The sequence below is a fragment of the Methylomarinovum caldicuralii genome (assembly GCF_033126985.1).
In the GTDB taxonomy this organism is placed as follows: Bacteria; Pseudomonadota; Gammaproteobacteria; order Methylococcales; family Methylothermaceae; genus Methylohalobius; species Methylohalobius caldicuralii.
Map to the genome: position 1 here is coordinate 1,488,637 of NZ_AP024714.1, position 25,126 is coordinate 1,513,762.

Sequence of the window (25,126 nt, forward strand, 5' to 3'; positions counted from 1 at the left end):
AACTTCCTCTTTTCCCTTTCCTTGAGAAAGCCCCGCGATCGCGGGGCTTTTTTACACGTTGAAGCGGAAGTGGACCACGTCGCCTTCCTGCATGACGTAATCCTTGCCCTCCAGGCGCCATTTGCCGGCCTCCTTGGCCCCCTGCTCTCCCCCGTGGCGGACGAAATCCCCGTAGGCGATGACCTCGGCGCGAATGAAACCCTTCTCGAAATCGCTGTGGATGACGCCGGCCGCCTGGGGCGCGGTAGCCCCCTGCTTGACGGTCCAGGCGCGGACTTCCTTTTCTCCGGCGGTGAAGAAGGTCTGCAGCCCCAGCAGCCGGTAAACCGCCCGCACCACCCGGTCGAGACCGGCTTCCGCCAATCCCAGCTCCTCCAGGAAGGCTTCCCGGTCCGCCTCGTCCAGCTGGGAGATTTCCGCCTCGATCGCCGCGCACACCGGCACCACCTGGGCACCTTCGGCGGCGGCGTGGGCCCGCACCTGTTCCAGCAGCGGATTGGCATCGAAGCCGGATTCGTTCACGTTGGCGACATACAGCACCGGCTTGGCGGTCAAGAGATGCAGGCCACGCAGCAGGGCGCGCTCGTCTTCGCCCAGATCCAGGCTGCGCACCGGTTTGCCGGCGTCCAGATGGGCGGCCACACTTTCCAGCAGCGCCTTTTCCGCCCGCGCGGCCTTGTCGCCGGATTTGGCCGCCCGCGTGACCCGCTGTAATGCCCTGTCCACCGTCTCCATGTCTGCGAGCACCAGTTCGGTGTTGATGATCTCGATGTCGCGCACCGGATCGACCGAGCCGGCCACGTGGGTGACGTCGCCGTCCTCGAAGCAGCGGACCACGTGGGCGATAGCGTCGGTTTCACGGATGTGGCCGAGGAACTGGTTACCCAGCCCCTCCCCCTTGGAAGCCCCGGCCACCAGCCCCGCGATGTCGACGAACTCCACCGTGGTCGGCAGGGTACGTTGGGGTTGGACGATCTCAGCCAGGGTCTTGAGCCTGGGATCGGGGACCGGCACCACCCCCACATTGGGATCGATGGTGCAGAAGGGATAGTTTTCCGCGGCGATTTCCGCCCGCGTCAGCGCGTTGAACAGGGTGGACTTGCCGACGTTGGGAAGCCCGACGATACCGCAATGTAATGCCATGAACCTTTAAGCTGTGTGGTTGATCGGAAGAAGTTAGCGCGAGGATTCTTCGTCGAAACGCAGGATGTCGCCGCCGCCCAGATAGGCGCCGGACTGGACCTCGATGACCTCCAGAGGGATCTTGCCGGGGTTCTCCAGACGGTGGCGGACCCCGACCGGGATGTAAGTGGATTGATTCTCGGTCAGCAGAAAAGTTTCCTCCTCCTTCCCTGCCCCGCGGGTGATGCGGGCGGTGCCCTTGACGACCACCCAGTGTTCGGCGCGGTGATGGTGCAGCTGGGTCACCACGTGGGCGCCGGGGCGTACCGTCAGGCGGTTGACCTGGTAGCGGTCCCCCTTGCCGATGGTTTCGATCATTCCCCAGGGGCGGTGGATCTTCAGGTGGTGAAGGTACTCGTAGCGGCCCTGGGATTTGAGATATTCGGCCACCTTGCGCACCTGCTGGGCGCTCTCCTTGTGGGCTACGAGGATGGCGTCGGCGGTTTCGGCGACGATGAGATCCTTCACCCCCAGGGCGGCGACGAAGCGGTCGTTGGCATGGACCAGGGAGTCCTCGACCTCGTGCAGGAACACGTCGCCGTGGGTGATGTTGCCGTCGGTATCGGCGTCGGCCACCTCCCACATAGCCGGCCACGATCCCAGATCGGACCAGCCGGCATCCAGCGGCAGGACGGCACCCTGCCAGTCGCTGCCGGAAAGGCGCTCCATCACCGCATAGTCGATGGAATCGGCGGGACAGGCGGCGAAGGCGTCGCGGTCGAGGCGGAAAAAATCGGCGTCCTCCCGCCCGTTTTCGACCGCCTGGCGGCAGGCGGCCAGGATGTCGGGCCGAAACCGCCCGATGGCTTCGAGCCAGACGGATGCACGCATCACGAAAATGCCGCTGTTCCAGAGATAGTCGCCGCTGGCCAGATAGCTTTCCGCGGTTTTGCGATCGGGTTTCTCCACGAAGCTGTCGAGCAGGCGGGCATGACCCTGGAGCGGCTTCCCCACGCGGATGTAGCCGAAGCCGGTTTCCGGCCGGGTGGGGACGATGCCGAAAGTGACCAGATATCCCTGTTCGGCCAGCTGGACCGCTTCCGCCAGGGTGGTACAGAAGGCCCGGCGGTTGCGGATGACGTGGTCGGAAGGCATCACCGCCAGTACCGGGTCGCCGCCTTCCCGGCGGCTTAACAAGGCGGCGACGGTAAGCGCGGGCGCCGTGTTGCGGCCCGCCGGCTCCAGGATGATCTCGCCGGCGGCAAAACCAAGCTCGCGCAGCTGCTCTGCGACCAGAAAGCGGTGGGCCTCGTTGCAGATCACCGCCGGCGGCGGTAGCGTGATGTCGGGATCGGCCTCGGTCAATGCCTGAAACCGCAGCACGGTTTCCTGCAGCAGGCTGTGATCGCCGGTCAACGCGAGGAACTGTTTGGGATAGGCTTCACGGGACAGGGGCCACAGGCGGGTTCCGGAACCGCCGGAAAGGATTACCGCTTTGCATTGACGCATCGTTTTGCTCCTTGTTGAAGTGTTTCAAGCCGGTCCATCTCCACAGCGTCGAAGCCGGCCTGCAGGCGCAGCGGCCGGTTGAACGGCCCCCGCACCGCACCGCGCAGGTGACGCCGGACCAGATCGAGGTAAGTCTCTCCGGGCGCTTTGTTCTGCTGCCGGCACAGCCAGCGGAACCAGCGATCGCCTTTGGCGACGTGCCCGACCTCCTCGTCGAGAATGACCTCCAGAACCGCGGCGCTCTCCTCGTCACCGGCCTGGCGCAATCCGGCGATCATGCCCGGGGTGACATCCAGCCCCCGAGCTTCCTGGAACCGGGGCACCAGCGCCATGCGGGCGAGCACGTCGCCTGCGGTGTCCAGTGCCACCTGCCACAGCCCCTGATGGACCGGCAGGTCACCGTATTGCGCGCCCAGGTGCGCCAGCCGCCGCGTCAGCAGTTCGAAGTGCTTCAGCTCTTCCAGGACCACGGTGAACCAGTCATGATAGTACGGTGCCGGCATCCCCCGGAAGCGGCAGAGGCTGTCCCAGTGCATCAGGATGGCGCTGAATTCGATGTGCGCCACCGCATGCAACAGGGCGATGCGGCCGGCCTGGTGCGTCAGCTTCCGTTTCGGCAGCCGGCGTGGTTCGACGAAGCTCAGCTCCCGGGGCATCCGGACTTCGTGGGCAGCCGGGGGATTCCCCTGTTCCCGGAAATTCAGCCGGCCGGCCTCGAACGCCGTGCGGGCCCGGCGCGTCAGGGCCAGTTTGCCCGCCAGGTCCGGCGCGCGCAGACAGGCGCCCGCCAGCTCGAAGACGTTTTCCATTCAGAAACCGCGGCCGGGATTCAAGGGTTCAGCCCCCGCTCCAGGTCGGCGATGATGTCCTCGATGTTCTCCAGCCCGACGGAGATCCGCACCAGCCCGTCGTCGATGCCGGCCTCGTTGCGTTCCTCCGGCGAAAGGCGGCCGTGGGTGGTGGTGGCCGGGTGGGTGATGGTCGTCTTCACGTCCCCCAGGTTGGCGGTGATCGAGATCAGGCGGGTATTGTCGATGACCCGCCAGGCCGCCGGCTGGCCGCCTTTAACCACGAAGCTGACAATTCCCCCGCCCCCCCGCTGCTGTTTTGCGGCCAGATCGTGCTGGGGATGGGAGGCCAGCCCGGGATAGTAGACCCGTTCCACCCGCGGATGGGTTTCGAGCCAGCGGGCCAGCTTCAGGGCATTGTCGCAGTGGGCCTGCATGCGCAGATTCAGGGTTTCCAGGCCGGTGAGGAAGACCCAGGCGTTGAAGGGGCTCATGGCGGCGCCTCCGGTGCGCAGAAAGGGGTAGACCTCCTTGTCCAGCAGCTCCCGGGGGCCGACGATGGCGCCCCCGACGCAGCGGCCCTGGCCGTCCAGATATTTGGTGGCCGAATGGACCACGATGTCGGCGCCCAAAGCCAGGGGGTGTTGCAGGGCCGGGGTACAGAAGACGTTGTCCACTACCAGCAGGGCGTCGTGGGCGTGGGCCAGCGCCGCCAGCGCGGCGATGTCGGCGATCTCGGTCAGGGGATTGGAAGGCGTCTCCAGGAACAGAAAGCGGGTCTGGGGGCGGATGGCCTGTTCCCAGGCGTCCAGGTCGGTCAAAGCGACGAAATCGACACCGACCCCGAATTTCGCCATATAGTTTCGAAACAGCAGCACGGTGTTGCCGAACACCGCCCGGGAGCAGACCACATGATCACCCGCCTTCAAAAGCCCCATCGCCAAGGTCATGATCGCCGCCATCCCGGAGGCGGTGGCGATGCAGCGCTCCCCGCCCTCCATGATCGCCAGGCGTTCCTCGAAGGTCCGCGTGGTCGGATTGGTGAAGCGGGAATAGATGTTGCCAGGCTCCTGGCCGGAAAAGCGCGCCTGGGCCTGGGCAGCGCTGTCGAAGACATAGCTGGAGGTGACGAAGATCGGGTCGGAATGCTCGTTTTCCGGCGTTCGGTGCTGGCCGGCCCGGATGCTTTGGGTCTGGATGCCGAAACGGTCCCAGGACAGATCGTTGCTCATACCGAATTGTGCAGGTCGAGGTTGTTGGTGTTGGATTCTTCCGCTTGCGGGCCGCGGCGGCAGAAACTGAGGCGCTCCAGGTATTCCGGGGTGATGTCCCCGGTAACGTATTCGCCGCTGAAGCAACTGGTTTCGAAACGCTCGATGGCCGGGTTGCAGCGCCGCACCGCCTCCACCAGATCGTCGAGATCCTGATAGATCAGCCAGTCGGCCCCGAGGAAATGCTGGATTTCTTCCTCACTGCAGCCGTGGGCGATCAGCTCCGAGGTGGCCGGCATGTCGATGCCGTAGACATAAGGGTAACGGACCGGCGGGGAGGCGGAGGCAAAATAGACCTTGCTGGCGCCGGCGTCGCGGGCCAGTTGGATGATCTGTTTGGAGGTGGTGCCGCGGACGATGGAATCGTCCACCAGCAGCACGTTCCTGCCCTTGAATTCCACGTCGATGGGATTGAGCTTGCGGCGCACCGATTTCTGGCGCAGCTGCTGTCCGGGCATGATGAAAGTGCGGCCGATATAGCGGTTCTTGATGAACCCTTCACGGTACTTCACCCCCAGGCGGTTGGCCAGCTCCAGCGCTGCGGTGCGGCTGGTGTCCGGGATGGGAATGACCACGTCGATGTCATGATCCGGACGCAGGCGCAGAATCTTCTCCGCCAGTTTCTCCCCCATGCGCAGCCGGGCCTGATAGACCGAGATGCTGTCGATGACCGAATCGGGACGGGCGAAATAGACGAACTCGAAGATGCAGGGCGCGTGCAGGGTGCGCTCAGCACACTGGCGGCTGTGAAGACGGCCGTTCTTTTCGATGAAGACCGCCTCCCCGGGGGCGATGTCCCGCAGCCGTTTGAAACCGAGTACATCGAGAGCGACGCTTTCGGAAGCGATGATGTATTCCGGCCCCTGGGGCGAATCGCGGCGGCCGATCACGGCCGGTCGGATTCCGTAAGGATCCCGGAATCCCAGCACCCCGAAACCGGTGATCATCGCGGTCACCGCATAAGCCCCCCGGCAGCGGCGATGGACTTCGGCCACGGCATCGAAAACGTCGCTGACGTCGAGACGCAGTTTTCCCAGACGCTGCAGTTCATGGGCGAAGACATTGAGAAGGATTTCGGAATCCGAATCGGTGTTGATGTGGCGCTGGTCCTGCAGGAACAGCTCCTGTTTCAGGAGCTCGGCGTTGGTCAGATTGCCGTTGTGGCCCAGGGCGATGCCATAGGGGGAATTGACGTAGAAGGGTTGGGCTTCGGCTGAACTGGTACAACCGGCGGTGGGATAGCGGACGTGGCCGATCCCCATCGTGCCGCGCAGGTGTTGCATGTGCTCCGGCTGAAACACGTCGCGCACCAATCCCTTGTCCTTGCGCAGATAGAAACGGCCACCCTCGTAGGTGACGATGCCGGCGGCGTCCTGACCGCGGTGCTGCAGCATCGTCAGGGCTTCGTAGAGTTCCTGATTGACCGGCTGATGGGAAACGATGCCTACGATTCCACACATGTTTCGGAAAATCCTGTCAAAGTGGAAGGGAAGGAAGACGGTAACGCTGGAGATAGGGCTTGGGGTCCAGACGCCCGAGGGTATTGGCCCAGCGCTCGGCATGGGGCAAAAGACGCGACGTGCGCCACCAGCTTTCCCGGTCCAGCTCGAAATTCTGGGCCAGCAGGACAACGGCGGCGATCAGCAAAACCCCGCGTCCGGCGCCGAAAACGAATCCTCCCAGGCGGTTCAGGACACTCAGCGGCGAATGTTCCACCAGGGTGGCGAGCAGGAACCCGGTCAGTTTGCCGACGAGCAGCGTGGCGACGAACAAAATTACGAAGGCGGTGGCGATGCGTAAGGTAGGATGCGGCAGGACGGACTCGAGCTGGTAGGCCATGGCAGGATGGAAGTGGAGTGCAACCCAAAGCGCGGCGATCCAGCTGAGCAGCGCGAAACTTTCCTGCACCAGACCGCGGACGAACCCCAACAAGGCGGAAACCACCACCACGGCCAGGATGGCATAATCGATCCAGAGCAATGCGGAAATTCTGCCACGATTGTAAAGAGGCATGATTGTAGCAGATTCCCCTCTCAGCTGATACGCTGATATACCATGGAAACCCTGTCCACGGCACTCCCGGCGCGCTTCGTCGAGCGGCTGCAGGCCATCATCCCGCCCGCCCGGCTGGCGGAAGTGCTCGCCAGTTTCGGTCGGCCCAAGATCCCTGTCCTGCGGGTGAACACCTTGCGATCCTCCGTCCTGGAAACCTTCACCGAATTGCAGACTCAGGGGTTTCCGCTCGATCCCCTTCCCCAACTGGAATACGCCGCCAGCCTGCCGCCGGAATGGAAACGCCCGCTGACGGAGACGTCGGCGTTTGCGGAGGGACGGATCTACCTTCAGAACCCCTCCAGCATGCTCGCGGTGGAGATGCTGGTGCCCCAGCCCGGCGAGGAGGTGCTCGATCTGTGCGCTGCCCCCGGCGGCAAGACTTCCCTGCTGGCGATGAAAATGGGAAACCGGGGCCGGATCGCGGCAGTGGAGCCGGTCAAGGACCGTTTCTACCGGCTTAAAGCCAATCTGGCCCGCCTGGGCGTGACCGTTGCCCGCGGTTACCGCATGGACGGCCGCGCCGTCGGCCGCAAGGTGCCCGAACGTTTTGACCGCGTGCTGGTGGACGCCCCCTGCTCGTCCGAGTCCCGCTTTCGCAGCGAAGATCCCCAAAGCCACGCCCACTGGCATGAGCGCAAGATCGCCGAATGTTCCCGCAAGCAGAAACGGTTGTTGCTGTCGGCCTTTCAGGCATTGAAGCCGGGCGGCCGCCTGCTCTACTGCACCTGTGCCTTCGCCCCCGAAGAGAACGAAATGGTGGTGGACGCCCTGTTGCGGCGGCATCCGGAGGCGGAGATCGTCCCCTTGCAACTTCCCGGGGTGGCGCAGCAGCCGGGGCTGACCCGGTGGCAGGGAAAAACCCTGGCTGCATCCCTTGAGGGCGCCCTCAGGATTCTTCCGGACCAGGTTTACGACGGCTTTTTTCTGTGTCTGGTGACGAAGGGCCGTGGCGTTGGTGCCAAAGCCGGTCCAGTTCGGAAAGGCGCTGCAGTTTGGCCGCGATCTTGATTTCCAGGCCGCGCTCGACCGGCTGGTAATAGCGACGCGGTTCCATCTCCTCGGGAAAATAGTTTTCCCCGGCGGCATACCCTTCCGGTTCGTCATGGGCATAGCGGTAGCGGCGGCCGTAGCCCAGCTCCCGCATGAGCCGGGTCGGGGCGTTGCGCAGATGCACCGGCACCTCCAGGCTGCCGGTGGCGGCGGCATCCCGTTGCGCCGCCTGAAAGGCGCGATAGACGGCATTGCTTTTCGGTGCGCAGGCCAGATAGACCGCCGCCTGGGCCAGGGCCAGCTCCCCTTCCGGCGACCCCAGCCGCTCCTGGGCGTCCCAGGCATCGAGCGCCAGGCGCAATGCCCGCGGGTCGGCGTTGCCGATGTCCTCGCTGGCGATACGCACCAGGCGGCGGGCGATGTAGAGCGGATCGCAACCACCATCCAGCATGCGGCAGAGCCAGTACAGGGCTGCGTCGGGATCGCTGCCGCGGATGGTCTTGTGCAGGGCGGAGATCTGATCGTAGAAGGCGTCCCCCTGGCGGTCGAAACGGCGCGGGCTGCCGCCGGCCAGAACATCCCGGGCGACCGCTTCGGAGATGTGGACGACGCCGCCTGCCTCCTCGCCCAGATCGACGAGCACTTCCAGCAGATTCAACAGGCGGCGGGCATCGCCGTCGGCGGCCTGGATCAGCCAGGGGCGCACCGCGGCCGGCAGCCTGATCTCCCGGCCGCCGAAACCGCACGGATCGGTCAGGGCGCGGTCGATGACCTGTTCCAGGTCGGTTTCCCCGAGCGGTTTGAGTACATAGACCCTGGCCCGGGACAACAGGGCGTTGTTGAGGGCGAAGGAGGGATTTTCCGTGGTCGCCCCGATGAAGCAGATCAGCCCGGTTTCGATATGGGGAAGAAAGGCGTCCTGCTGGGCTTTGTTGAAACGGTGCACCTCGTCGACGAAGAGGATGGTTCGGCGCCCCTGTTCCCGGATCGCCTCTGCCTGTTGGATGGCTTGGCGGATGTTTTGGATATTGGATAAAACAGCAGATAACGGTATAAATTCGGCGTCCGCCGTCGCCGCCACCATCCGCGCCAGCGTCGTCTTGCCGGTCCCCGGCGGCCCCCAGAGAATCATCGAGTGCAGATGTCCGGCCCGAACCGCCTCATAGAGAGGCTTGCCCGGCGCCAGCAGGTGGTGCTGGCCGAAGAACTCCTCCAGGCGCTGGGGCCGCAGGCGGTCGGCCAGCGGCCGGGAATCGGCGCTGTTTTCCAACTTCACGTGCCTTCGAAGACATCCACGCCGGGCGGCGGAGAGAAGCGGAACAGCTCAGGATCGAGGCGGGGATTGATCTCCAGCCGATGGAAGCGGATCCGGGTCAGCTGCCCGAAATTGTCCGCCAGTTCCATCGCCTGCAAAACGTCCCGTTGCAGTTCAACCCGCAAACGGCGGAAGACGTCGTTCTTGGATTTGGGACGCAGCTCCACCCAGGCCCGCCCGCCTTCGCTTCCCTGCCCTGCCACCCGGAAACGCTCCTGCAGGCGGACCTGACCGCTGAGCAGCAGCGCCGGCGCCGATCCCAGCGCCTCGTCGAGCGGGCGCACGGTCACCTGTTCCAGATCAGGATCGTAGAACCAGACCTTGCTGCCGTCGGCGATCACCCATTGCCGGTACGGCTTGCGGTATTCCCAGCGGAACCTGCCCGGCCGCGCCAGATAGAAGCGCCCTTCGCTGCGCTGGCTGACGTTTCCGTGTTCGTCGATGACTTCCTGCTCGAAATCGGCAGCCAGGGTCTTGACCCGGGAAAGGAAGCCATCGAGCGCGTCCACGGGCGCGGCGGTGGCTGCGGCTGCCCACCACAACAGGAAAATCACTGGAAAGAAAGACAATTGCATGCGCTCAATCCTCGTGTGGGGGCGGCGCCAGCACGGTGCGGGCGCCGTTGCCTTCCGGCGGGCTGACCACCCCCGCCCGCTCCATCGCCTCGACGATGCGGGCGGCGCGGTTGTAGCCGATCTTGAACTTGCGCTGGATGCTGGAGGTGGAAACGCGACGGGTTTCGGTGACGAAACGCACCGCGGCGTCGTAGAGGGCATCGGTTTCGGCGTCGTCGTCATCGACGCCGGTGTCGGTTTCTGTTTCGTCCTGGAAGCGGATGATTTCCTCGATGTAATCGGCCTGCCCGGTCTGTTTCAGGAAGCCGACCACCCGGATCACCTCCTCGTCGTCGACGAAGGCGCCGTGGGCGCGAACGGGGAAGCCGGTTCCCGGCGGCAGGTAGAGCATGTCGCCGCAGCCGAGCAGGGTTTCCGCCCCGCCCTGGTCGAGAATGGTGCGGGAATCCACCTTGGAGGACACCTGGAAGGCGATCCGGGTCGGCACGTTGGCCTTGATGAGACCGGTGATCACATCCACCGACGGCCGCTGGGTCGCCAGAATCAGATGAATGCCGGCGGCACGGGCCTTCTGGGCCAGGCGGGCGATCAGCTCCTCCACTTTCTTGCCGACGATCATCATCATGTCGGCCAGCTCGTCGATGATGACGACGATCATCGGCAGCGGTTCCAGCAACGGCCAGCTGCCGCCTTCCTCCATATCGCCGGCCCGGAAGAAGGGATCCTTGATCGGCTCGCCCCGTTCGGCCGCCTCCCGCACTTTGCGGTTGAAACCATCCAGATTGCGCACTTTGAGCGCCGACATCAGGCGGTAGCGGCGGTCCATCTCCGCCACGCACCAGCGCAGGGCGGAGGCGGCTTCCTTCATGTCGGTGACCACCGGCGCCAGCAGGTGGGGAATGCCCTCGTACACCGAAAGCTCCAGCATCTTGGGGTCGATCATGATCAGGCGCACCTGGGCGGGGGTGGCCTTGTAGAGCATGCTGAGGATCATGGCGTTGATCGCCACCGACTTGCCGGAACCGGTGGTGCCGGCCACCAGCAGATGGGGCATCCTGGCCAGATCGGCCACCACCGGCCGGCCGGAGATGTCCTTGCCCAGCACCAGGGTCACCGGCGACTTTGACTTCTGATACTCGCGGCTGGCGAGCACCTCGCGCAGATACACGGTTTCGCGCTGACGGTTGGGCACCTCCAGGCCGATGTAGGACTTGCCCGGTATCACCTCCACCACGCGCACGCTGGAAACCGACAGGGAGCGGGCCAAGTCGGTGGCCAGATTGCTGATGCGGCTGCCCTTGATTCCGGGCCCCGGCTGGATCTCGAAGCGGGTGATGACCGGTCCCGGGTGCACTTCGCGCACCTTGGCCTGCACCCCGAAATCGGCCAACACCGCCTCCAGCTGCCGCGACATCAGGGCCAGATCCGCCTCGGAATAACCTTCCACCTTGCCGTTCCCTTCGTCCAGCAGCTCCAGCGACGGCAACACCGGCTCGCTCGGCGCCTTGGGCGCGACTGTTCGGGTCTCCACCTTCTTGCCGATGACCGGGGGGGTGTCCGGCAACACCTCGGCCGCCTCCAGCGCAGGGGAAGGACCGGCCTCCTCAGGCTCAGGCGCGGTTTCGAAAGGCACGTCGACAACCGCTCCGCCATCCTCCTCCACCGCCGTCAGCGACGGCGGGTCCCCTTCCTCCTCCGTCCCGGCAAGACGAAGCTCGGGTTCGTCAATGACGATCTCCTCCGGCAGGGCCAAGCGGGGTTCCCGAGGCGGGGCGGGCGCTGCCGGTGCCGCCTCGACAACGGGCGCTTCGTCTGCGGAGGAAGCCGCCCGCCGCCGGCGCCAGGCGGCGGCAAGCGCCCTGCCTTGCAGCCACAGCCACTCCCAGGCCAGCAGCACGTACTTGCCGATGGTTTCCATGAGATCGAGCCAGGACAGGCCGGTGAGCAGGGTGACCCCCGCCAGGAACAGCACCAGCAACGCCAGCATCGCTCCGACGGGACCGAAATGCCCCAGCAGCCATTCCCCGACTCCGATCCCCAGCAGACCGCCGCTGGTTTCCGGCAGGTCCAGGGCCGTGCGGGGAAAGTGCAGATAGGCCAGCCCCGCCCCCCCCATCAGGGTGGCGACGAACCCCAGGGTTCGGACGGCGGCCTGCAGCGAACCGGCCCACCACCAACTGCCCCGGCGATAGCTCGCCCAGCCGTACCAGGCCACCAGGAGCGGCACCAGCAGGAACATCACCCCGAACAGGGTGTAGGCGAAGTCCGCCACCCAGGCGCCGACCGGACCGCCGCCGTTGGTCAACGGCCGCCCCGTCCCCGTATGGCGCCAGCCGGGATCCTCCAGATCGTAGCTCAGACAGGCGACGAGCAGGTAAACCGCCAGAGACAGAAACGCCAGCAGCCGGATTTCCCGCAGGCCGTGCCGGAAGCGGGCGGCATCGTCAGGCAGGGAGAGATTTTTGGTATGGGACAAGATCTTGCGCAGCACGTGGTTACAACAAACGGTTCATTGTTGTAGAAATACGGATGAATGGCAAGACAGCTTTAGCGGCGCTGCGGTCAAAGCGATACAATTTAGGCCGACTGCATAATCACCAAGGAGAACCCCTTTCCATGAGCGAAGCCAAACACTGCCGACTGCTGATCCTGGGTTCCGGCCCGGCCGGTTACACCGCCGCCATCTATGCGGCCCGCGCCAACCTGAATCCGGTGCTGGTCACCGGCCTGGAGCAGGGGGGACAGCTGATGACCACCACCGACGTGGAAAACTGGCCCGGCGAACCGGACGGGGTCCAGGGGCCCGAGCTGATGGAACGGATGCGGCGGCATGCGGAAAAGTTCAACACCGAGATCATCTTCGACCACATCCACCGCGCCGATCTCTCCCGGCGCCCCTTCACCCTCGAAGGCGATGCCGGCCGCTATACCTGCGACGCCCTCATCATCGCCACCGGCTCTTCGGCCAAATATCTGGGGCTGCCCTCGGAGGAAAAGTACAAGGGCCGCGGGGTGTCGGCCTGCGCCACCTGCGACGGCTTCTTCTACAAGGATGAGCCCGTCGCCGTGGTCGGGGGCGGCAACACCGCCGTGGAAGAGGCACTGTATCTGGCCAACATCTGCTCCCACGTCACCCTGATCCATCGCCGGGACAAGCTGCGGGCGGAAAAGATCCTGGTCGACCGCTTGCTGAAGCGCGTCGAGGAAGGCAAGGTCAGCATCGAATGGAATCACGTGGTGGACGAGATCCTGGGCGACGACCAGGGCGTCACCGGCGTCCGCATCCGCCACGTCCAGAGCGGGGAAACCAGGGAAATCCCGGTAAAAGGGGTGTTCATCGCCATCGGCCACCATCCCAACACAGAGCTGTTCGAGGGGCAGTTGGAACTGGTCAACGGCTATATCAGGGTCAAAGGGACCGGTGACATGCAGGGCAACGCCACCGCCACCAACATTCCCGGCGTGTTCGCCGCCGGTGACGTGGCCGACCCGGTCTACCGCCAGGCGGTCACCTCCGCCGGCACCGGCTGCATGGCGGCCCTCGATGCGGAGAAATTCCTGGAGGAATCGGTCTAACCGGGCATGTTGACCCTGCTCGATCCCGACGATCCCCGCCAGCCGTTTCCGCCGCCGGCCAAGGCTCTGAGCGAACCCAACGGCCTTTTGGCCGTCGGCGGCGACCTCTCCCCCACCCGGCTGCTGAAAGCCTACCGGCAGGGGATCTTCCCCTGGTACAACCCCGGCGAACCGATCCTGTGGTGGTCCCCCGACCCCCGTCTGGTGCTGTTTCCGGAGCGTCTCAAGGTGTCCCGCAGCCTGCGCAAGCTGCTGCGCAAGGGGGAATTCGAGGTCAGTTTCGACCGCGATTTCGAGGCGGTCATCGACGGCTGCGCGGCCCCCAGACCCTACGAATCGGGAACCTGGATCACCCCGGAGATGCGGGCCGCCTACGTCAGCCTGCATCGTCAGGGACACGCCCACTCGGTGGAATGCTGGTATGAAGGGGGGCTGGTCGGTGGCCTTTACGGGGTGGCGATCGGGCAGGTCTTCTATGGCGAGTCGATGTTCTACCGGAAAAGCAACGCCTCCAAGGTCGCTTTCGTCATCCTGGTCGAACACCTGCGCCGCTGGAATTACCGCCTGATCGACTGCCAGGTGCACACCCGCCATCTGCAACGCTTCGGGGCCGAGGAGATTCCCCGCGACAGATTCACCGCCCTGCTGCAGCGTTACTGCGCGGCACCCTGCGCACCGGAGGCGTGGCGCCTGTGATGGAAGCGACGGAGATCTATCTCAGCCACCCCCACCCTTGCGACTATCTGCCGCAACGTGAGGCGCGGATGCTGTTCCTGGCGCCGGAGCTGGAACTGTCAATGGCCGATTACAGCCACCTGGTGGCCAAGGGTTTCCGGCGCAGCGGCCGTCTGGTCTACCGGCCCCACTGCAGCCTGTGCCAAGCCTGTGTCTCGGTACGGATACCGGTCCACCGTTTCCGCCCCGACCGCAGCCAGCGCCGTTGCCTGCAGCGCAACCGGGACCTGGAACTGATCGCCCGGCCGGCGCAATTCCGCGATGAGCATTACGATCTCTATCTCCGTTATCTGAAGGCCCGTCATCCCGGCGGCGACATGGCCGAATCGACGCCCGAGGACTACACCGACTTTCTTATCTGCAGCTGGTGCGACACGCTGTTCTACGAACTCCGCCTCCGGGACCGGCTTCTGGCCGTCGCCGTGGTCGATCTGCTCGACGACGGCCTGTCGGCGGTCTATACCTTCTTCGATCCGGACCATCCCCGGCGGGGGCTTGGAACCTACGCCATCCTGTCAGAGATCGAAGCCGCCCGGCGCATGGGGCTGGACTACCTGTATCTGGGCTACTGGATCGCCGAATGTGACAAAATGGCCTACAAGCACCGCTTCCAGCCACTGGAGTACTATGCCGACGGCCGCTGGCTGACCCATCCACCCACCTTCAACCCCAGGAGCTGACCATGACCCCGCAGAATGCTTTCTATGCCCAGTCCGGCGGCGTCACCGCCGTCATCAACGTCTCTGCATGCGCGGTGATCGAAACCGCCCACCGTCACCCGGACAAGATCGGCAAGGTCTATGCCGGCCGCAACGGGATCGTCGGAGCCCTGACCGAAGATCTGATCGACACTTCCCGGGAAAGCGACGCAGCCATCGCCGCCCTGCGCCACACTCCAGGCGCCGCCTTCGGCTCCTGCCGCTACAAACTCAAGAGCCTTGAAGAGAACCGGGCCCAGTACGAACGCCTGATCGAGGTGTTCCGGGCTCACAACATCGGTTGTTTCTTCTACAACGGCGGCAACGATTCCGCCGACACCTGCCACAAAGTCTCCCAGCTTTCCGAGGCGATGGGTTTCCCCATCCGCGCCATCCACATTCCCAAAACCGTGGACAACGACCTGCCGGTCACCGATTGCTGTCCCGGTTACGCCTCGGCCGCCAAATACGTCGCCCTGTCCACCCTGGAGGCGAGCATGGACGTCGCCTCCATGAGCGCCACCTCGACCAAGGTGTTCGTCTTCGAGGTCATGGGGCGGCACGCCGGCTGGATCGCCGCCGCCGGCGGGATGGCCTCGACCTCCGAACGGCCGGTTCCCATCGTCATCCTGTTTCCGGAGGTACCTTTCGATCAGGACGCCTTCCTCGCAAGGGTGAAAGCCGAGGTCAGCAAACACGGTTACTGCTCGGTGGTGGTGTCCGAGGGCGTCAGACGCGCGGACGGCAAGTTTCTCGCCGACGCCGGTTACACCGACGCCTTCGGCCACACCCAGCTCGGCGGGGTGGCCCCGGTGGTGGCGCGGATGATCTACGGGGAGCTGGGATTGCGCACCCACTGGGCGGTCGCCGATTATCTGCAGCGCTCGGCGCGTCACATCGCCTCCCACACCGATGTGGAGCACGCCTATGCCGTCGGCCGGGCGGCGGTGGAACTGGCGATCGCCGGCGGCAACGCCCTGATGGTGACCATCGAGCGCAGCGCCGACGACCCTTACCGCTGGGAGATCGGCAGCGCCCCCCTGGAAGAAATCGCCAACCGGGAAAAGCACATGCCGGCCGACTTCATCACCGCGGACGGCTTCGGCATCACCGATGCCTGCCGCCGTTACCTGCAGCCGTTGATCCGCGGCGAGGACTACCCGCCGTTCGCGGAAGACGGGTTGCCCCGCTACGCCCGCCTGCAGAACGCTCCGGTGGAAAAGATCCTCAACACCCCCTTCGAGCCCTGAAGAAAAAGGCCGGAAGCGGTACCGCTTCCGGCCTTTTCATAGCGTCTTGCGAAGGACCGGTTCAGGAAGCCGGGGCGGCGGCGACCGGCTCGGCCTTGGCCGCTTCGGCCGCTGCCGGCTTCTCCGTTTCCTTCCCCGCCGGCGTCTCCCCGGAGGGGTTGGTCATCTGATCGTTGAGGCGCTGGATCAGGATGTCGGCCTGATTGACGATCTTTTCCAGCTCCTCGCCGACCTTGTCGCTCCAGCCCTTGATCTTGCCGGTGGCGAACAGGCGCCAGTTGGCGCACTGGTTGAAGGCACGCACCAGATTGAAGCGCAATCCCACCTGTTTTTGCCGGCGCGCCAGACGGCGGCGGTAAATCGCCTTGAAAATGCTGGAGAACAGCCAATGAAAGATCCCCAGGATCATCAGGCCGGCGGTGAAGGCAATGGCATCGGCCAAGGGATTGAACCAGAAACCGGTGGTGATGCCGGCGAACACCACCGCCCCGATCAGGGCCACCAGTATCAGGGTGTCGAGCCGCAGGGTCCAGTTGCGCCAGCCGGTGAGCGCTTTCACCAGCTCCGGAATCGCCTGATCCTTCAGTTCCTTGGCGGTCTGGTCCAGGGTGCTGAGCACCCGGTAAGCGCGCTTGACTTCCACCTGCTTGATGCGGCGGTGGATTTCCTCCAGATCACGGTCACGCCGGGCGATCAGGCGCTGCTTGACATACTCGTTGTCGCAGTTGATCTCCACTTCCGGGGAAAAAATGGTGTAGAAATGGGTCACGTTCAAACCGCGCTCGGCCAGGGCGCTCTTCCAGGCCGCCACCACCTCGGCGAGACTGTCCTCGCGGGCGGTCACGTCGATCTGGTTGAGAATGTAGATGAATTTCTCCGAATCGTGGCGATCGACCGAGGTCTTGACCAGGTATTCCAGGGTGTCGCGCATCGCCCCCGGCTCCGGCCGCCGGGCGTCGAAGAAGATCAGCACCAGATCGGAAATGTCGATGATGTGCTTGGTGATCCGCAACGTGGCGCTGCGCTGGGCATCGGCGTCGAAACCGGGCGAGTCGATCAGGATCTTGCCCTTGAGGTTCTCGCTGTTGCAGGTTTTCAGCTGCAGATAGGCGTTGATGCGCTTTCCCTCGCCCTCCATCGCCTCCTCGATCTCCCGGCTGATGCGGTAGAACGGAAAGCGGGGATCGACGTCCAGGGCCAGACCGGGCAGGGTCTTGACCTCGGGATCGGGGCTGTAACAAAGCACGGTGAACTTGTCGTCCACCGCCTGCACCCCGCTGCGCTGCACCTTCTGTCCCAGGAAATGATTGATAAAGGTGGACTTGCCGGAAGAGAACAGGCCGAGTACCGACACCAGCGGCCACCAGGGAATCTGGCGGGCGGTGGATTGGTCCGAACGCAACAACCCCAGGCCGTTGGCGACCTTGTCGATCGTCTGGAAATTCTTGGCCACGTCCACCAACAGGGGATTTTCCTGGGCGAGGTGGCGCTCCAGATTCTGTACGTAGATTTCGCTTGCCTGCATAATGTAGGGGGTTCCTATGTCACTTGATCCATGAACAGCGGTTTCGGTCCGAATCCCGCCACCCTTGCCGGCTGGAGAATGGACCGATTTTAGGGCAAAAATCCCGCCGATGGCAAAAATAATCCATCCGGGACACCCCTGTGCCGTTTCTTTCTAATGCATAGACCTTTTCCCGGCGGGAAAATTCAGCCCCTATGAGCGATACTCACTAAAGCTTGAGGCGGTGGAGTTTTGTTGAGCCAGACAACAAAAGATGACGGTATAAATCAGGCCGGGCTGAATTTCAGCGTCTCCATCAAATCGATCATGAATTCGACCTCTTCCGGATCGACCGGGTCCCAGCCGGGCAGCTTCAGCTGTTCCAGAATCCGGGCCGTCCTCGGCGTCTCCCCCATGCTCACCAGCGCATCTTGCAACTTCGCATGCAGCTCGGCGATCCTGGGACCTGCCATCAGATAATGATGGATGACCTGGATATCGCTGCGGACCAGCACCTTCAGCCTTTCCCGCACCGGCCGGCTCAGCTCGTCGAAAGCCCTGGCGAGGAAGATGCCGGCATCGCTCTCCCCTGTCAGCAGCCGCTTGGCGACCAGCACGTAATTGTCGCATTCCACCTGCACGGTGTTGTCCTGCCCCAAACCTGCCGGCTCCAGCAGAATCATCCCCATCAGATGGACGTCCGGGTTGTCCGTGGTGGCAATCCGTGCCCCCTCCGGCAGATCCTCCACCGCCTGCACCCCGCTTTCCGCCGCCACGGCGATCAGCGCCTCGTCGGCGTCGCCCCGGGGCTTGGCCAAGGCACTGAAACCCTTCTCCCGCACCAGCATGGCGGCATCATAGGGATTGGCGTAGACGAGATCGATCCGGTCCTGCGCAATAGCGGCGTGAAGGCTGTCGAAGTCATCCATCAGCTCCAGATGGAATCCAGTTTCCAGGATCCGCTGCAACCAGGTATTGAAGACGAACCAGCCGGCGATATAGTCGGGACTGAAATCGGGACTCACCGTGAAGGTATAGCTCATGCCGCCGCCTCCTCTTGTCGCATTCTGGCATACAGGTCGATGCATTCCTCGACCTTGCGCCGGTCCGGCTTGCGCCGCACCGAGGTGTAACCGACCACCCGGCCGTTCCGGATGTTGGGGATGACCGTCGCCTTGACCCAGTAATAGGCCCCGTCCTTGCGCAGATTTTTGACGTATCCCTGCCAGATGTCACCGCGCCGGACCGTCGCCCACAGATCCTGAAACGCCGCCTTCGGCATGTCCGGATGGCGCAGGATGGAATGGGGCGCGCCGATCAGCTCCTCCTCCTCGTAGCCGGACATGGCCACGAAAGAGCGGTTTACGTGGGTGATGATGCCATTGGTATCGGCGCGGGAGACAATCAAGCGGCCGTCGGGATAAGGCACCTCCTCATCGGTGACCAGGACCCTGCGGGGACCGACGCCGTATAGTTCCAGCGTGTATTCCCGGTATTCGCCCTTCACATTGGCTGGATCCATATCCTGTAACATTTCCGACTCCCTCAGATCAACTGGGCGATGTTCTCAGCGGCCCGCTTGACGTCGAGAAAGATCAGCCCGAGCTTGGCCTGGGGTTTGGCGAGCACGGTCAGCACTGCCTCCCGTCCCGCGTGGGTCATGAGCACGTAGCCCTTGTCCCCCTTGATAAGCACCTGCTCCAGTTCGCCGCGCGCCAGTTCCTGGGCGGTCCGGTCCCCCAGTGACAGCATCGCCGCGCTCATGGCCCCGACGCGGTCCTCGTCCATGCCCTGGGGCAATACCGCCGCCATCATCAGACCGTCGATGGAAATGACGCCGGAGGCTTCGATATCCGCCGAGGTGCCGTTCAGCTCATTCAAAATGGAGGTCAACATCTGTTCACGCATGATCGTATCCTCTGTGATCGTGGGTTCTACAAAACGATGGAAACCGGGGCATAACGGGTCATCAAGGTCCAGACCAGCTGCACGAATTCCGGCTGATTGAAATGGGGAATGCCGGTCATCACCAGGGCGAAAACGTGCTTGCCGATGTGCAGCGGCCAGACGCCCAGGCGGGTGTGGCCGCCGGCATCCACGACCCCCCAGGCTTCCGTATTCAGATGCAGGTTACCCTGCAGCACCCCCCGGTAACGCTGCTTCAGACCCAGGAAATCGGCGCTCAGCGCCGCCAGCTCCTCTGCGGTTTCATGGGGGAAGCCGCTGGAACCGATGTAAAATCCCTGCGCGTCCGCCAACAGCACCTTGCCGCCGTCGCTCAGCGGGGCCAACAGCTGTGGCAGAATCATCTCCAACGGCTGGTCCATGACGCTCAACGGTTCGGCCAGCCACTGCAGCCAGCCCATCTGTTGGACGCGCTCGAAGCATTCCCGGTCGCACCCCCGCGGCAGTTTCTCCGGGGATAGACGGGGGGATTCGGTCTGGCTCAGTAGCAGGCGCAACAGCGTGCGGGGCGGATCGCTTGCTGCGACGGACACGGCATAGTAGGCGCCGGTCGGGGTGGGCAGCGCATAGGGAGTCTCTTTCTCATGCATCGGATTCCTCCATGAGGACGCCCGGATTCAGGTGGAACAGCAGCGCCTGCACCAACAGCACCACATCCGTCCGGCGGCGGGCATCGATCTCCAGGACCGGCGCTCTGATCCCCAGCTGTTCCAGGGAATTGTAATAGGCCTCCAGCGACGGGGTCGCCTTGAGATCCATCCGGGTCACGCCAACGACCAGGCCGGTGGCGTCGATGAAGGGATGGAAGCGCTGGATAAAGAAACGCATGTCCTGAAAGGGATCGGTCCGGGTGTTGTCCAGCAGCAGCACCAGACCGATCCCGCCCCGGACCAGTATCTCCCACATGAAATCGAAGCGCTCCTGGCCCGGGGTGCCGTAGAGATGGAGCTTGCCGCCGTCGTCCAGGCGGAGCACCCCGTAATCCAGCGCCACCGTCGTCTCCGGCTTGCGCGCCGAGGTCATGTCCGTCGCACAGGCATCGGTACGCACCGGCGGCGTGTCGCTGATGCTGGCGATGGCGGTGGTCTTGCCGGCACCGACCGGACCGGTGAAGATCAGTTTGTCGTAAACCTGATCGGTCTTCATCACGTCGCCTTCCGCAGTCGTTTCAGAATCCGCTTGAGGAAACCCTCCGGTGGCGCCTGCGGCTCCGTCCGCCGGGGCGCTTGGGGCGTTTCCACTGCCTCGACCAGGCCGAGCGCACTGGCGGCGCTGATGAAACTGGCCACCGTCTCGGGGTTTCCCGCCATGCGCGCCAGACGCAGCGGCGACATATCCTGCCGATACCAGGCCGCCGCGATGCGAAGCGCCTGGGGCGGATGCCAGTAGCGGGTCAGATTGGGCCAGCGTTTCAGATGCAGGCACTGCTCAGGAGAAATCGAAACCGGCAGGCGGACGCCGGCATTCCACCAGGCGACTTTCCAGAGGAACGCGTCCATCCGCTGGGGCGCCCCGGGAAGACGTTTTATCTGCATCTCCGGCGCGGGCACGATGGCCGGCCCCTGGCCTGGTTCCCCGGCAAGCTGGCAGAACTGCTGCAGGGGCAGGCGGCAAAACGCCCGTAACTTCTTGTCGTCGGCATCGACCCAGATCGCCCTGGGTTTGGGGAACACCAGAATCGGCTCCCAGCCGGTTTCCACCCGCAGCGCGATGCCCGTCATCAACGCCTGACGGCAGGCACGGGTCAAAAGTCCCTGCAGATATCGCCTCGGATCGTAGTGGCGGAAGTTTACCGCGACCGGTTCGGCGGTGGGGACGGGAGCAGGTGGCGGTTTTTCGGCCACCGCCGCGTCCGCCGGCAGGGAAACCCGTTTCAGGGCGGCCAGAAGCGGTTCGACCTGAAGAGGCTTTCGCACCCACGCCAGCTCCGTCTGCGCCGGCGGATTCAGCGCCAACAGCAAAACCGGCATACGGGGCCAGCGCCGCCGGTGGCGTTCGAGCAACTCAGCCGCCCCCAGACTGTCCCAGTCCAGCAGGCAGACATCAGCAGCGGCAGGATCCTCAACCACCGTCAGCCGGCAGTCGTGGACCAGCAGATGGTGCAAAAGACGTAGAAAACGCTCGGAAGTGCCCTGGAGCATCACTTTCATGGCAGCGCCCCGGCATGGAACGCCTCCCAGTCCGGATCCAGGCAACCGTGGCTTTGGAGATGCGCGCGCAGGCGGGCGAAGTTTTCCCGGTCATCGAGGGCGCGGTAGATGGCCAGCAATTCCTGACGGGCCGTCCGGCAGTCCGGTTCCTCGAACAATCTCTGCTCGAACAACTCCCGCGCCTGATCCAGCTGACCCAGTGCCAGACAGGACCGGGCGGCTTCGATGAGATCGACTGGCACCGCTGCCGGCTTGGTGGCTGCGGTCATCTGCAGCATACCGACAGCGCCGGCCTGGAGGACGGAACGCGGGGAAAGCGGCAGGGACTGCAGCGGCAGACGGCCGGCAAGATAGCGTTCCAGCATCTGCCGGCGCTCCGCTTTCAGCCATTTTCCCGCGCCCCGGATCATGCGCCGCTGCAAGCCGCGGCCCCGCCCTTCCAGGGTTAGCACCAGATCCACCAGAGCGGCATAAAGCGCCTCCGCATCCAGTCCCACCGCGGCACGGATTCGGGCCAGGTGCAGCACCAGTCGCCGGGGATCGCGGTGAATTTCCCGGGTCAGGAAGGACCAGGCGGTAGCGGAATCGAGCTGATCCACCGGTTGCAGGCGCAACCAGCGATCGAGAAAAAACGCAGCCTCCACGGGAGAATCTGCGTATCCGGCCATCGTCTTCCCCTGAATCTCGGTTGCCACCTTTCAAGCATAGTCGATATCGCGGTGACAGACCAGCCGGGCATGAAGACTGTCGATCCAGTCGCAGTTTCAGGAAGCGTCTTCCAGATAACGCGCCACCAGATCGTAACGCCCGGCTTCGGGAACCGGCAGCCGGACCCGCCAGCCGCCGCCGGGGGATTCCTCCAGGGCATTCCCCTCCAGGTCCTCTAAATAGTCCACTGTCATGCCGCGGTTGCCGGCGGGGGAAATCCATTCGATGCGGTCGCCCCGACGCAGCTTGTTCTTGATCAGAACCTGGGCCTTGCCGCTGGCAGGATCGTAATCCTCCACCTCGCCGACGAACTGCTGGCGGTGGCTGCGGGAAGCCCCCTGGAGATAGTTCTGGTATTCGTGGCTGTGGTGGCGCTGATAGAAGCCGTCGGTATAACCGCGGTTGGAAAGATTTTCGAGCACGCCGAGGAGACGGGCATCGAACGGGCGGCCGGCAAGGGCATCTTCGATCGCCTGGCGATAGACCTGGGCGGTGCGGGCAACGTAGTAGTGGGATTTGGTCCGGCCCTCAATCTTGAGGCAGTCGATTCCCAGCGCCACCAATTTGTGGACGTGCTCCACCGCGCGCAGATCCTTGGAGTTGAGAATGTAGGTGCCGTGTTCGTCCTCCAGGATCGGCATGTATTCACCGGGGCGGCCGGGATCCTCGAGCAGGTAGGTTCGGTCGGCCGCCGGATGGCGCTCCACCCCGCCCGCCTCGGCGGGCCTGACCCGGTACTCCCAGCGGCAGGCGTTGGTGCAGGTGCCCTGGTTGGGATCGCGGCGGTTGAAGTAGCCGGACAGCAGACAACGCCCGGAATAGGCGATGCACAGCGCGCCGTGGACGAACACTTCCAGTTCGACATCAGGACACTGCTGGCGGATCTCAGCAATCTCGTCCAGGGACAGTTCCCGCGACAGAATGATGCGTTCGATCCCCAACCGCTGCCAGAAACGCACCGCCGCATAGTTCATGGTGTTGGCCTGCACCGAGAGGTGAATCGGCATCTCGGGCCAGGTTTCCCGGACCTGCAGGATCAGCCCCGGATCGGCCATGATGAGGGCGTCGGGTCCGGCCGCGACGATGGGGGCAAAGTCTTTGATGAAGGTCTTGACCTTGCTGTTGTGGGGCAGCACGTTGGCGGCCAGGTAGAATTTCCTGCCCTGGGCGTGGGCCTCGGCGATCCCCGTTTCGAGATTGGCCAGGGTGAAATCGTTGTTGCGCACCCTGAGGCTGTAACGCGGAAGACCGGCGTAAACCGCATCGGCGCCGTAAGCGAAGGCATAGCGCATGTGCCGCAACGTGCCGGCGGGGGACAAGAGTTCTGTCTGGGACATGGTTTGGATCGGTGACGGCGGGAAGGGGCATGAATGGTATACTTTATCCCGATCTGACACAATTACCTTCCTTAATCTGACCATGGCTCTGGCCGAAGAAGACCTGCAGCGCATCGAAGAAATGATCGAGGCGGCCATCGCCCGCCAGCAGGCCCGTGTGGCGCAACTGCCACCGATGGACGTGGAGCTGCGCGAACGCCTGGTGCGCCTGGAAGAGGAGCTGAAACACCAGCGCGAACTGATGGCCAAACAGTTCACCCTGACCGAGGAACGCTTTCGCCATTTCGATCAGCGTTTTGAACAGGTGGACAAGCGCTTCGAGCAGGTCGAGCGGCGTTTCGAGCAGGTGGACAAGCGCTTCGAACAAATCGATACGGAAATCAAGAACATTCACACCGAAATCAAACAGATCTACATCGCCATCAACCGACAGACCTGGCGCATGATCGGCGCTGTGGGCCTGATCGTGATCCTCAGCCGGATCGTCGAACTTTTTGGAAACTGAGCCACACATGACCACCATCGACCCCAGCCGCTTCCCCACCATCGAAGCCTGTATCGGCAATACCCCTCTGGTGCGCCTGCAGCGCCTGCCCGGTGAAACCTCCAACCTCATCCTGGCCAAGCTGGAGGGCAACAATCCCGCTGGCTCGGTCAAGGACCGCCCGGCCCTGAGCATGATCAAACACGCCGAGGAACGGGGCGAGATCCGCCCCGGCGATCGTCTGATCGAAGCTACCAGCGGCAATACTGGGATCGCCCTGGCCATGGTGGCTGCCATAAAGGGCTATCGCATGACCCTGATCATGCCCGAGAACATGAGCGTGGAGCGGCGCGCGGTCATGAAGGCCTACGGCGCCGAGATCATTCTGGTGTCGGCGGAAGGCGGCATGGAAGAAGCCCGCGACCTGGCCGAAGCCATGGCCGCCCGCGGCGAAGGTAAACTCCTCAACCAGTTCTCCAATCCGGACAATCCCCGCGCCCACTACGAAGGCACCGGCCCGGAAATCTGGCGCGACACCTTCGGCGCCATTACGCACTTCGTCAGCGCCATGGGGACCACCGGCACCATCATGGGTGTTTCCCGGTTTTTGAAGGAAAAGAATCCGGCGGTCCAGATCGTCGGCGTCCAGCCCGGCGAAGGCGCCAAAATTCCCGGCATCCGCCGCTGGCCTCCGGAATACCTGCCCCAGATCTATGACGCCTCCCGGGTTGACCGGATCCTGGACATCTCCCAGGAAGCGGCCGAGGAAACCACCCGCCAACTGGCCGCCCGGGAAGGCATCTTCTGCGGCATCTCCTCCGGCGGGGCGGTTGCCGCGGCCCTGCAACTGTCCCGGCAGGTGGAAAACGCCGTCATCGTTACCATCATCTGCGACCGGGGCGACCGCTACCTGTCCACGGGAGTGTTTCCAGCCTGATTCGACCGCTCGCTGTCGCCTGCCTACTTTTCCTGTTCATCCCTGGCGGCGGGCGGGCCGCCACGATCGGCCTGCAGCTGGAACGGCTCCGCTACGGGAGCTTTATCCTCTCGGGGCTCGACGGTAGGCTCAGCCGGGGCCACCACCTGAACCTCGA

Annotated in this window: 24 protein-coding genes and 1 pseudogene; 7 read left to right on the top strand and 18 right to left on the bottom strand. The window is 64.0% G+C overall.

The genetic code is table 11. The features are described from left to right. Positions 1–51: 51 nt before the first annotated feature. From ychF to MCIT9_RS07640, 6 genes are read right to left on the bottom strand one after another with little or no spacing between them, the layout of a single operon-like run. Entirely contained in the window at positions 52–1,143 is a 1,092-nt protein-coding gene (ychF, locus tag MCIT9_RS07615; RefSeq protein WP_317704317.1) for a redox-regulated ATPase YchF, read from the bottom strand. 33 nt (positions 1,144–1,176) lie between these two features. Continuing rightward, complete coding sequence (locus MCIT9_RS07620) at positions 1,177–2,631, bottom strand: mannose-1-phosphate guanylyltransferase/mannose-6-phosphate isomerase (protein WP_317704318.1); 1,455 nt, start codon at positions 2,629–2,631, stop codon at positions 1,177–1,179. After that, positions 2,610–3,440 (bottom strand): ferritin-like domain-containing protein, encoded by an 831-nt coding sequence (locus MCIT9_RS07625; protein WP_317704319.1) that lies wholly within the window; start codon positions 3,438–3,440, stop codon positions 2,610–2,612. The genes MCIT9_RS07620 and MCIT9_RS07625 overlap by 22 nt, the downstream gene beginning before the upstream one ends. Before the next feature lie 20 nt (positions 3,441–3,460). Then, positions 3,461–4,651: an O-succinylhomoserine sulfhydrylase gene (locus MCIT9_RS07630; protein ID WP_317704320.1), complete on the bottom strand. Its 1,191-nt coding sequence runs from the start codon at positions 4,649–4,651 to the stop codon at positions 3,461–3,463. Further along, entirely contained in the window at positions 4,648–6,150 is a 1,503-nt protein-coding gene (gene purF / locus MCIT9_RS07635; RefSeq protein ID WP_317704321.1) for an amidophosphoribosyltransferase, read from the bottom strand. Before purF ends, MCIT9_RS07630 begins: the two co-directional genes overlap by 4 nt. 16 nt (positions 6,151–6,166) lie before the next feature. After that, positions 6,167–6,670, bottom strand: coding sequence for a CvpA family protein (locus MCIT9_RS07640; protein WP_317704322.1), 504 nt, complete (start codon positions 6,668–6,670; stop codon positions 6,167–6,169). A gap of 393 nt (positions 6,671–7,063) precedes the next feature. Between MCIT9_RS07640 and MCIT9_RS13685 the strand changes: the two are divergent. After that, positions 7,064–7,615 (top strand): annotated as a pseudogene (locus MCIT9_RS13685) (SAM-dependent methyltransferase); the annotation flags it as partial. Positions 7,616–7,631: 16 nt separating this feature from the next. Here the strand turns inward: MCIT9_RS13685 and MCIT9_RS07650 are convergent. From MCIT9_RS07650 to MCIT9_RS07660, 3 genes are read right to left on the bottom strand one after another with little or no spacing between them, the layout of a single operon-like run. Further along, complete coding sequence (locus MCIT9_RS07650; protein ID WP_317704323.1) at positions 7,632–9,011, bottom strand: replication-associated recombination protein A; 1,380 nt, start codon at positions 9,009–9,011, stop codon at positions 7,632–7,634. Beyond that, complete coding sequence (gene lolA / locus MCIT9_RS07655) at positions 9,008–9,625, bottom strand: outer membrane lipoprotein periplasmic chaperone LolA (RefSeq protein WP_317704324.1); 618 nt, start codon at positions 9,623–9,625, stop codon at positions 9,008–9,010. Before lolA ends, MCIT9_RS07650 begins: the two co-directional genes overlap by 4 nt. A 4-nt stretch (positions 9,626–9,629) precedes the next feature. After that, positions 9,630–12,116 (bottom strand): DNA translocase FtsK, encoded by a 2,487-nt coding sequence (locus MCIT9_RS07660; protein WP_317704325.1) that lies wholly within the window; start codon positions 12,114–12,116, stop codon positions 9,630–9,632. 125 nt (positions 12,117–12,241) lie between these two features. On the opposite strand from MCIT9_RS07660, the gene trxB reads away from it, so the two are divergent. From trxB to MCIT9_RS07680, 4 genes are read left to right on the top strand one after another with little or no spacing between them, the layout of a single operon-like run. Further along, positions 12,242–13,201, top strand: a complete 960-nt coding sequence (gene trxB, locus MCIT9_RS07665) for a thioredoxin-disulfide reductase (RefSeq protein ID WP_317704326.1) — start codon at positions 12,242–12,244, stop codon at positions 13,199–13,201. 6 nt (positions 13,202–13,207) lie between these two features. Continuing rightward, positions 13,208–13,897, top strand: a complete 690-nt coding sequence (gene aat, locus MCIT9_RS07670) for a leucyl/phenylalanyl-tRNA--protein transferase (RefSeq protein ID WP_317704327.1) — start codon at positions 13,208–13,210, stop codon at positions 13,895–13,897. Continuing rightward, positions 13,897–14,616: an arginyltransferase gene (locus tag MCIT9_RS07675; RefSeq protein WP_317704328.1), complete on the top strand. Its 720-nt coding sequence runs from the start codon at positions 13,897–13,899 to the stop codon at positions 14,614–14,616. Before aat ends, MCIT9_RS07675 begins: the two co-directional genes overlap by 1 nt. Positions 14,617–14,618: 2 nt before the next feature. Continuing rightward, positions 14,619–15,884 carry a 6-phosphofructokinase gene (locus MCIT9_RS07680; protein ID WP_317704329.1) on the top strand — a complete coding sequence of 422 codons (1,266 nt, stop codon included), beginning with the start codon at positions 14,619–14,621 and terminating at the stop codon, positions 15,882–15,884. 61 nt (positions 15,885–15,945) lie between these two features. Here the strand turns inward: MCIT9_RS07680 and MCIT9_RS07685 are convergent, their stop codons facing one another. The 9 genes from MCIT9_RS07685 to trhP form a co-directional block, all read right to left on the bottom strand. After that, the gene (locus tag MCIT9_RS07685; protein ID WP_317704330.1) at positions 15,946–17,409 is read right to left on the bottom strand and encodes a dynamin family protein; all 1,464 of its coding nucleotides are present in this window, start codon (positions 17,407–17,409) and stop codon (positions 15,946–15,948) included. Positions 17,410–17,675: 266 nt separating this feature from the next. Next, positions 17,676–18,431, bottom strand: coding sequence for a phosphate/phosphite/phosphonate ABC transporter substrate-binding protein (locus MCIT9_RS07690; protein ID WP_317704331.1), 756 nt, complete (start codon positions 18,429–18,431; stop codon positions 17,676–17,678). Further along, the gene (locus MCIT9_RS07695) at positions 18,428–18,922 is read right to left on the bottom strand and encodes a PAS domain-containing protein (protein ID WP_317704332.1); all 495 of its coding nucleotides are present in this window, start codon (positions 18,920–18,922) and stop codon (positions 18,428–18,430) included. The genes MCIT9_RS07690 and MCIT9_RS07695 overlap by 4 nt, the downstream gene beginning before the upstream one ends. An 11-nt stretch (positions 18,923–18,933) precedes the next feature. After that, the gene (locus MCIT9_RS07700) at positions 18,934–19,296 is read right to left on the bottom strand and encodes a roadblock/LC7 domain-containing protein (protein ID WP_286291790.1); all 363 of its coding nucleotides are present in this window, start codon (positions 19,294–19,296) and stop codon (positions 18,934–18,936) included. Between the two features lie 26 nt (positions 19,297–19,322). Then, on the bottom strand, positions 19,323–19,943 hold the full coding sequence (locus MCIT9_RS07705) for a hypothetical protein (protein WP_317704333.1): 621 nt from the start codon (positions 19,941–19,943) through the stop codon (positions 19,323–19,325). After that, positions 19,936–20,499 (bottom strand): GTP-binding protein, encoded by a 564-nt coding sequence (locus MCIT9_RS07710; RefSeq protein WP_317704334.1) that lies wholly within the window; start codon positions 20,497–20,499, stop codon positions 19,936–19,938. The genes MCIT9_RS07705 and MCIT9_RS07710 overlap by 8 nt, the downstream gene beginning before the upstream one ends. Next, a complete protein-coding gene (locus tag MCIT9_RS07715) occupies positions 20,499–21,503 on the bottom strand; it encodes a hypothetical protein (RefSeq protein ID WP_317704335.1) in 1,005 nt (334 codons plus the stop codon). The genes MCIT9_RS07710 and MCIT9_RS07715 overlap by 1 nt, the downstream gene beginning before the upstream one ends. After that, positions 21,500–22,171 carry a type IV pilus assembly protein FimV gene (locus MCIT9_RS07720; protein WP_317704336.1) on the bottom strand — a complete coding sequence of 224 codons (672 nt, stop codon included), beginning with the start codon at positions 22,169–22,171 and terminating at the stop codon, positions 21,500–21,502. Before MCIT9_RS07720 ends, MCIT9_RS07715 begins: the two co-directional genes overlap by 4 nt. A gap of 96 nt (positions 22,172–22,267) precedes the next feature. Further along, positions 22,268–23,548, bottom strand: coding sequence for a prephenate-dependent tRNA uridine(34) hydroxylase TrhP (gene trhP / locus MCIT9_RS07725; protein ID WP_317704337.1), 1,281 nt, complete (start codon positions 23,546–23,548; stop codon positions 22,268–22,270). Positions 23,549–23,630: 82 nt separating this feature from the next. Between trhP and MCIT9_RS07730 the strand changes: the two genes are divergently transcribed. After that, entirely contained in the window at positions 23,631–24,053 is a 423-nt protein-coding gene (locus MCIT9_RS07730) for a hypothetical protein (RefSeq protein ID WP_317704338.1), read from the top strand. A 7-nt stretch (positions 24,054–24,060) separates the two neighbouring features. Beyond that, complete coding sequence (gene cysM, locus MCIT9_RS07735) at positions 24,061–24,969, top strand: cysteine synthase CysM (protein ID WP_317704339.1); 909 nt, start codon at positions 24,061–24,063, stop codon at positions 24,967–24,969. Positions 24,970–25,126: the final 157 nt, after the last annotated feature.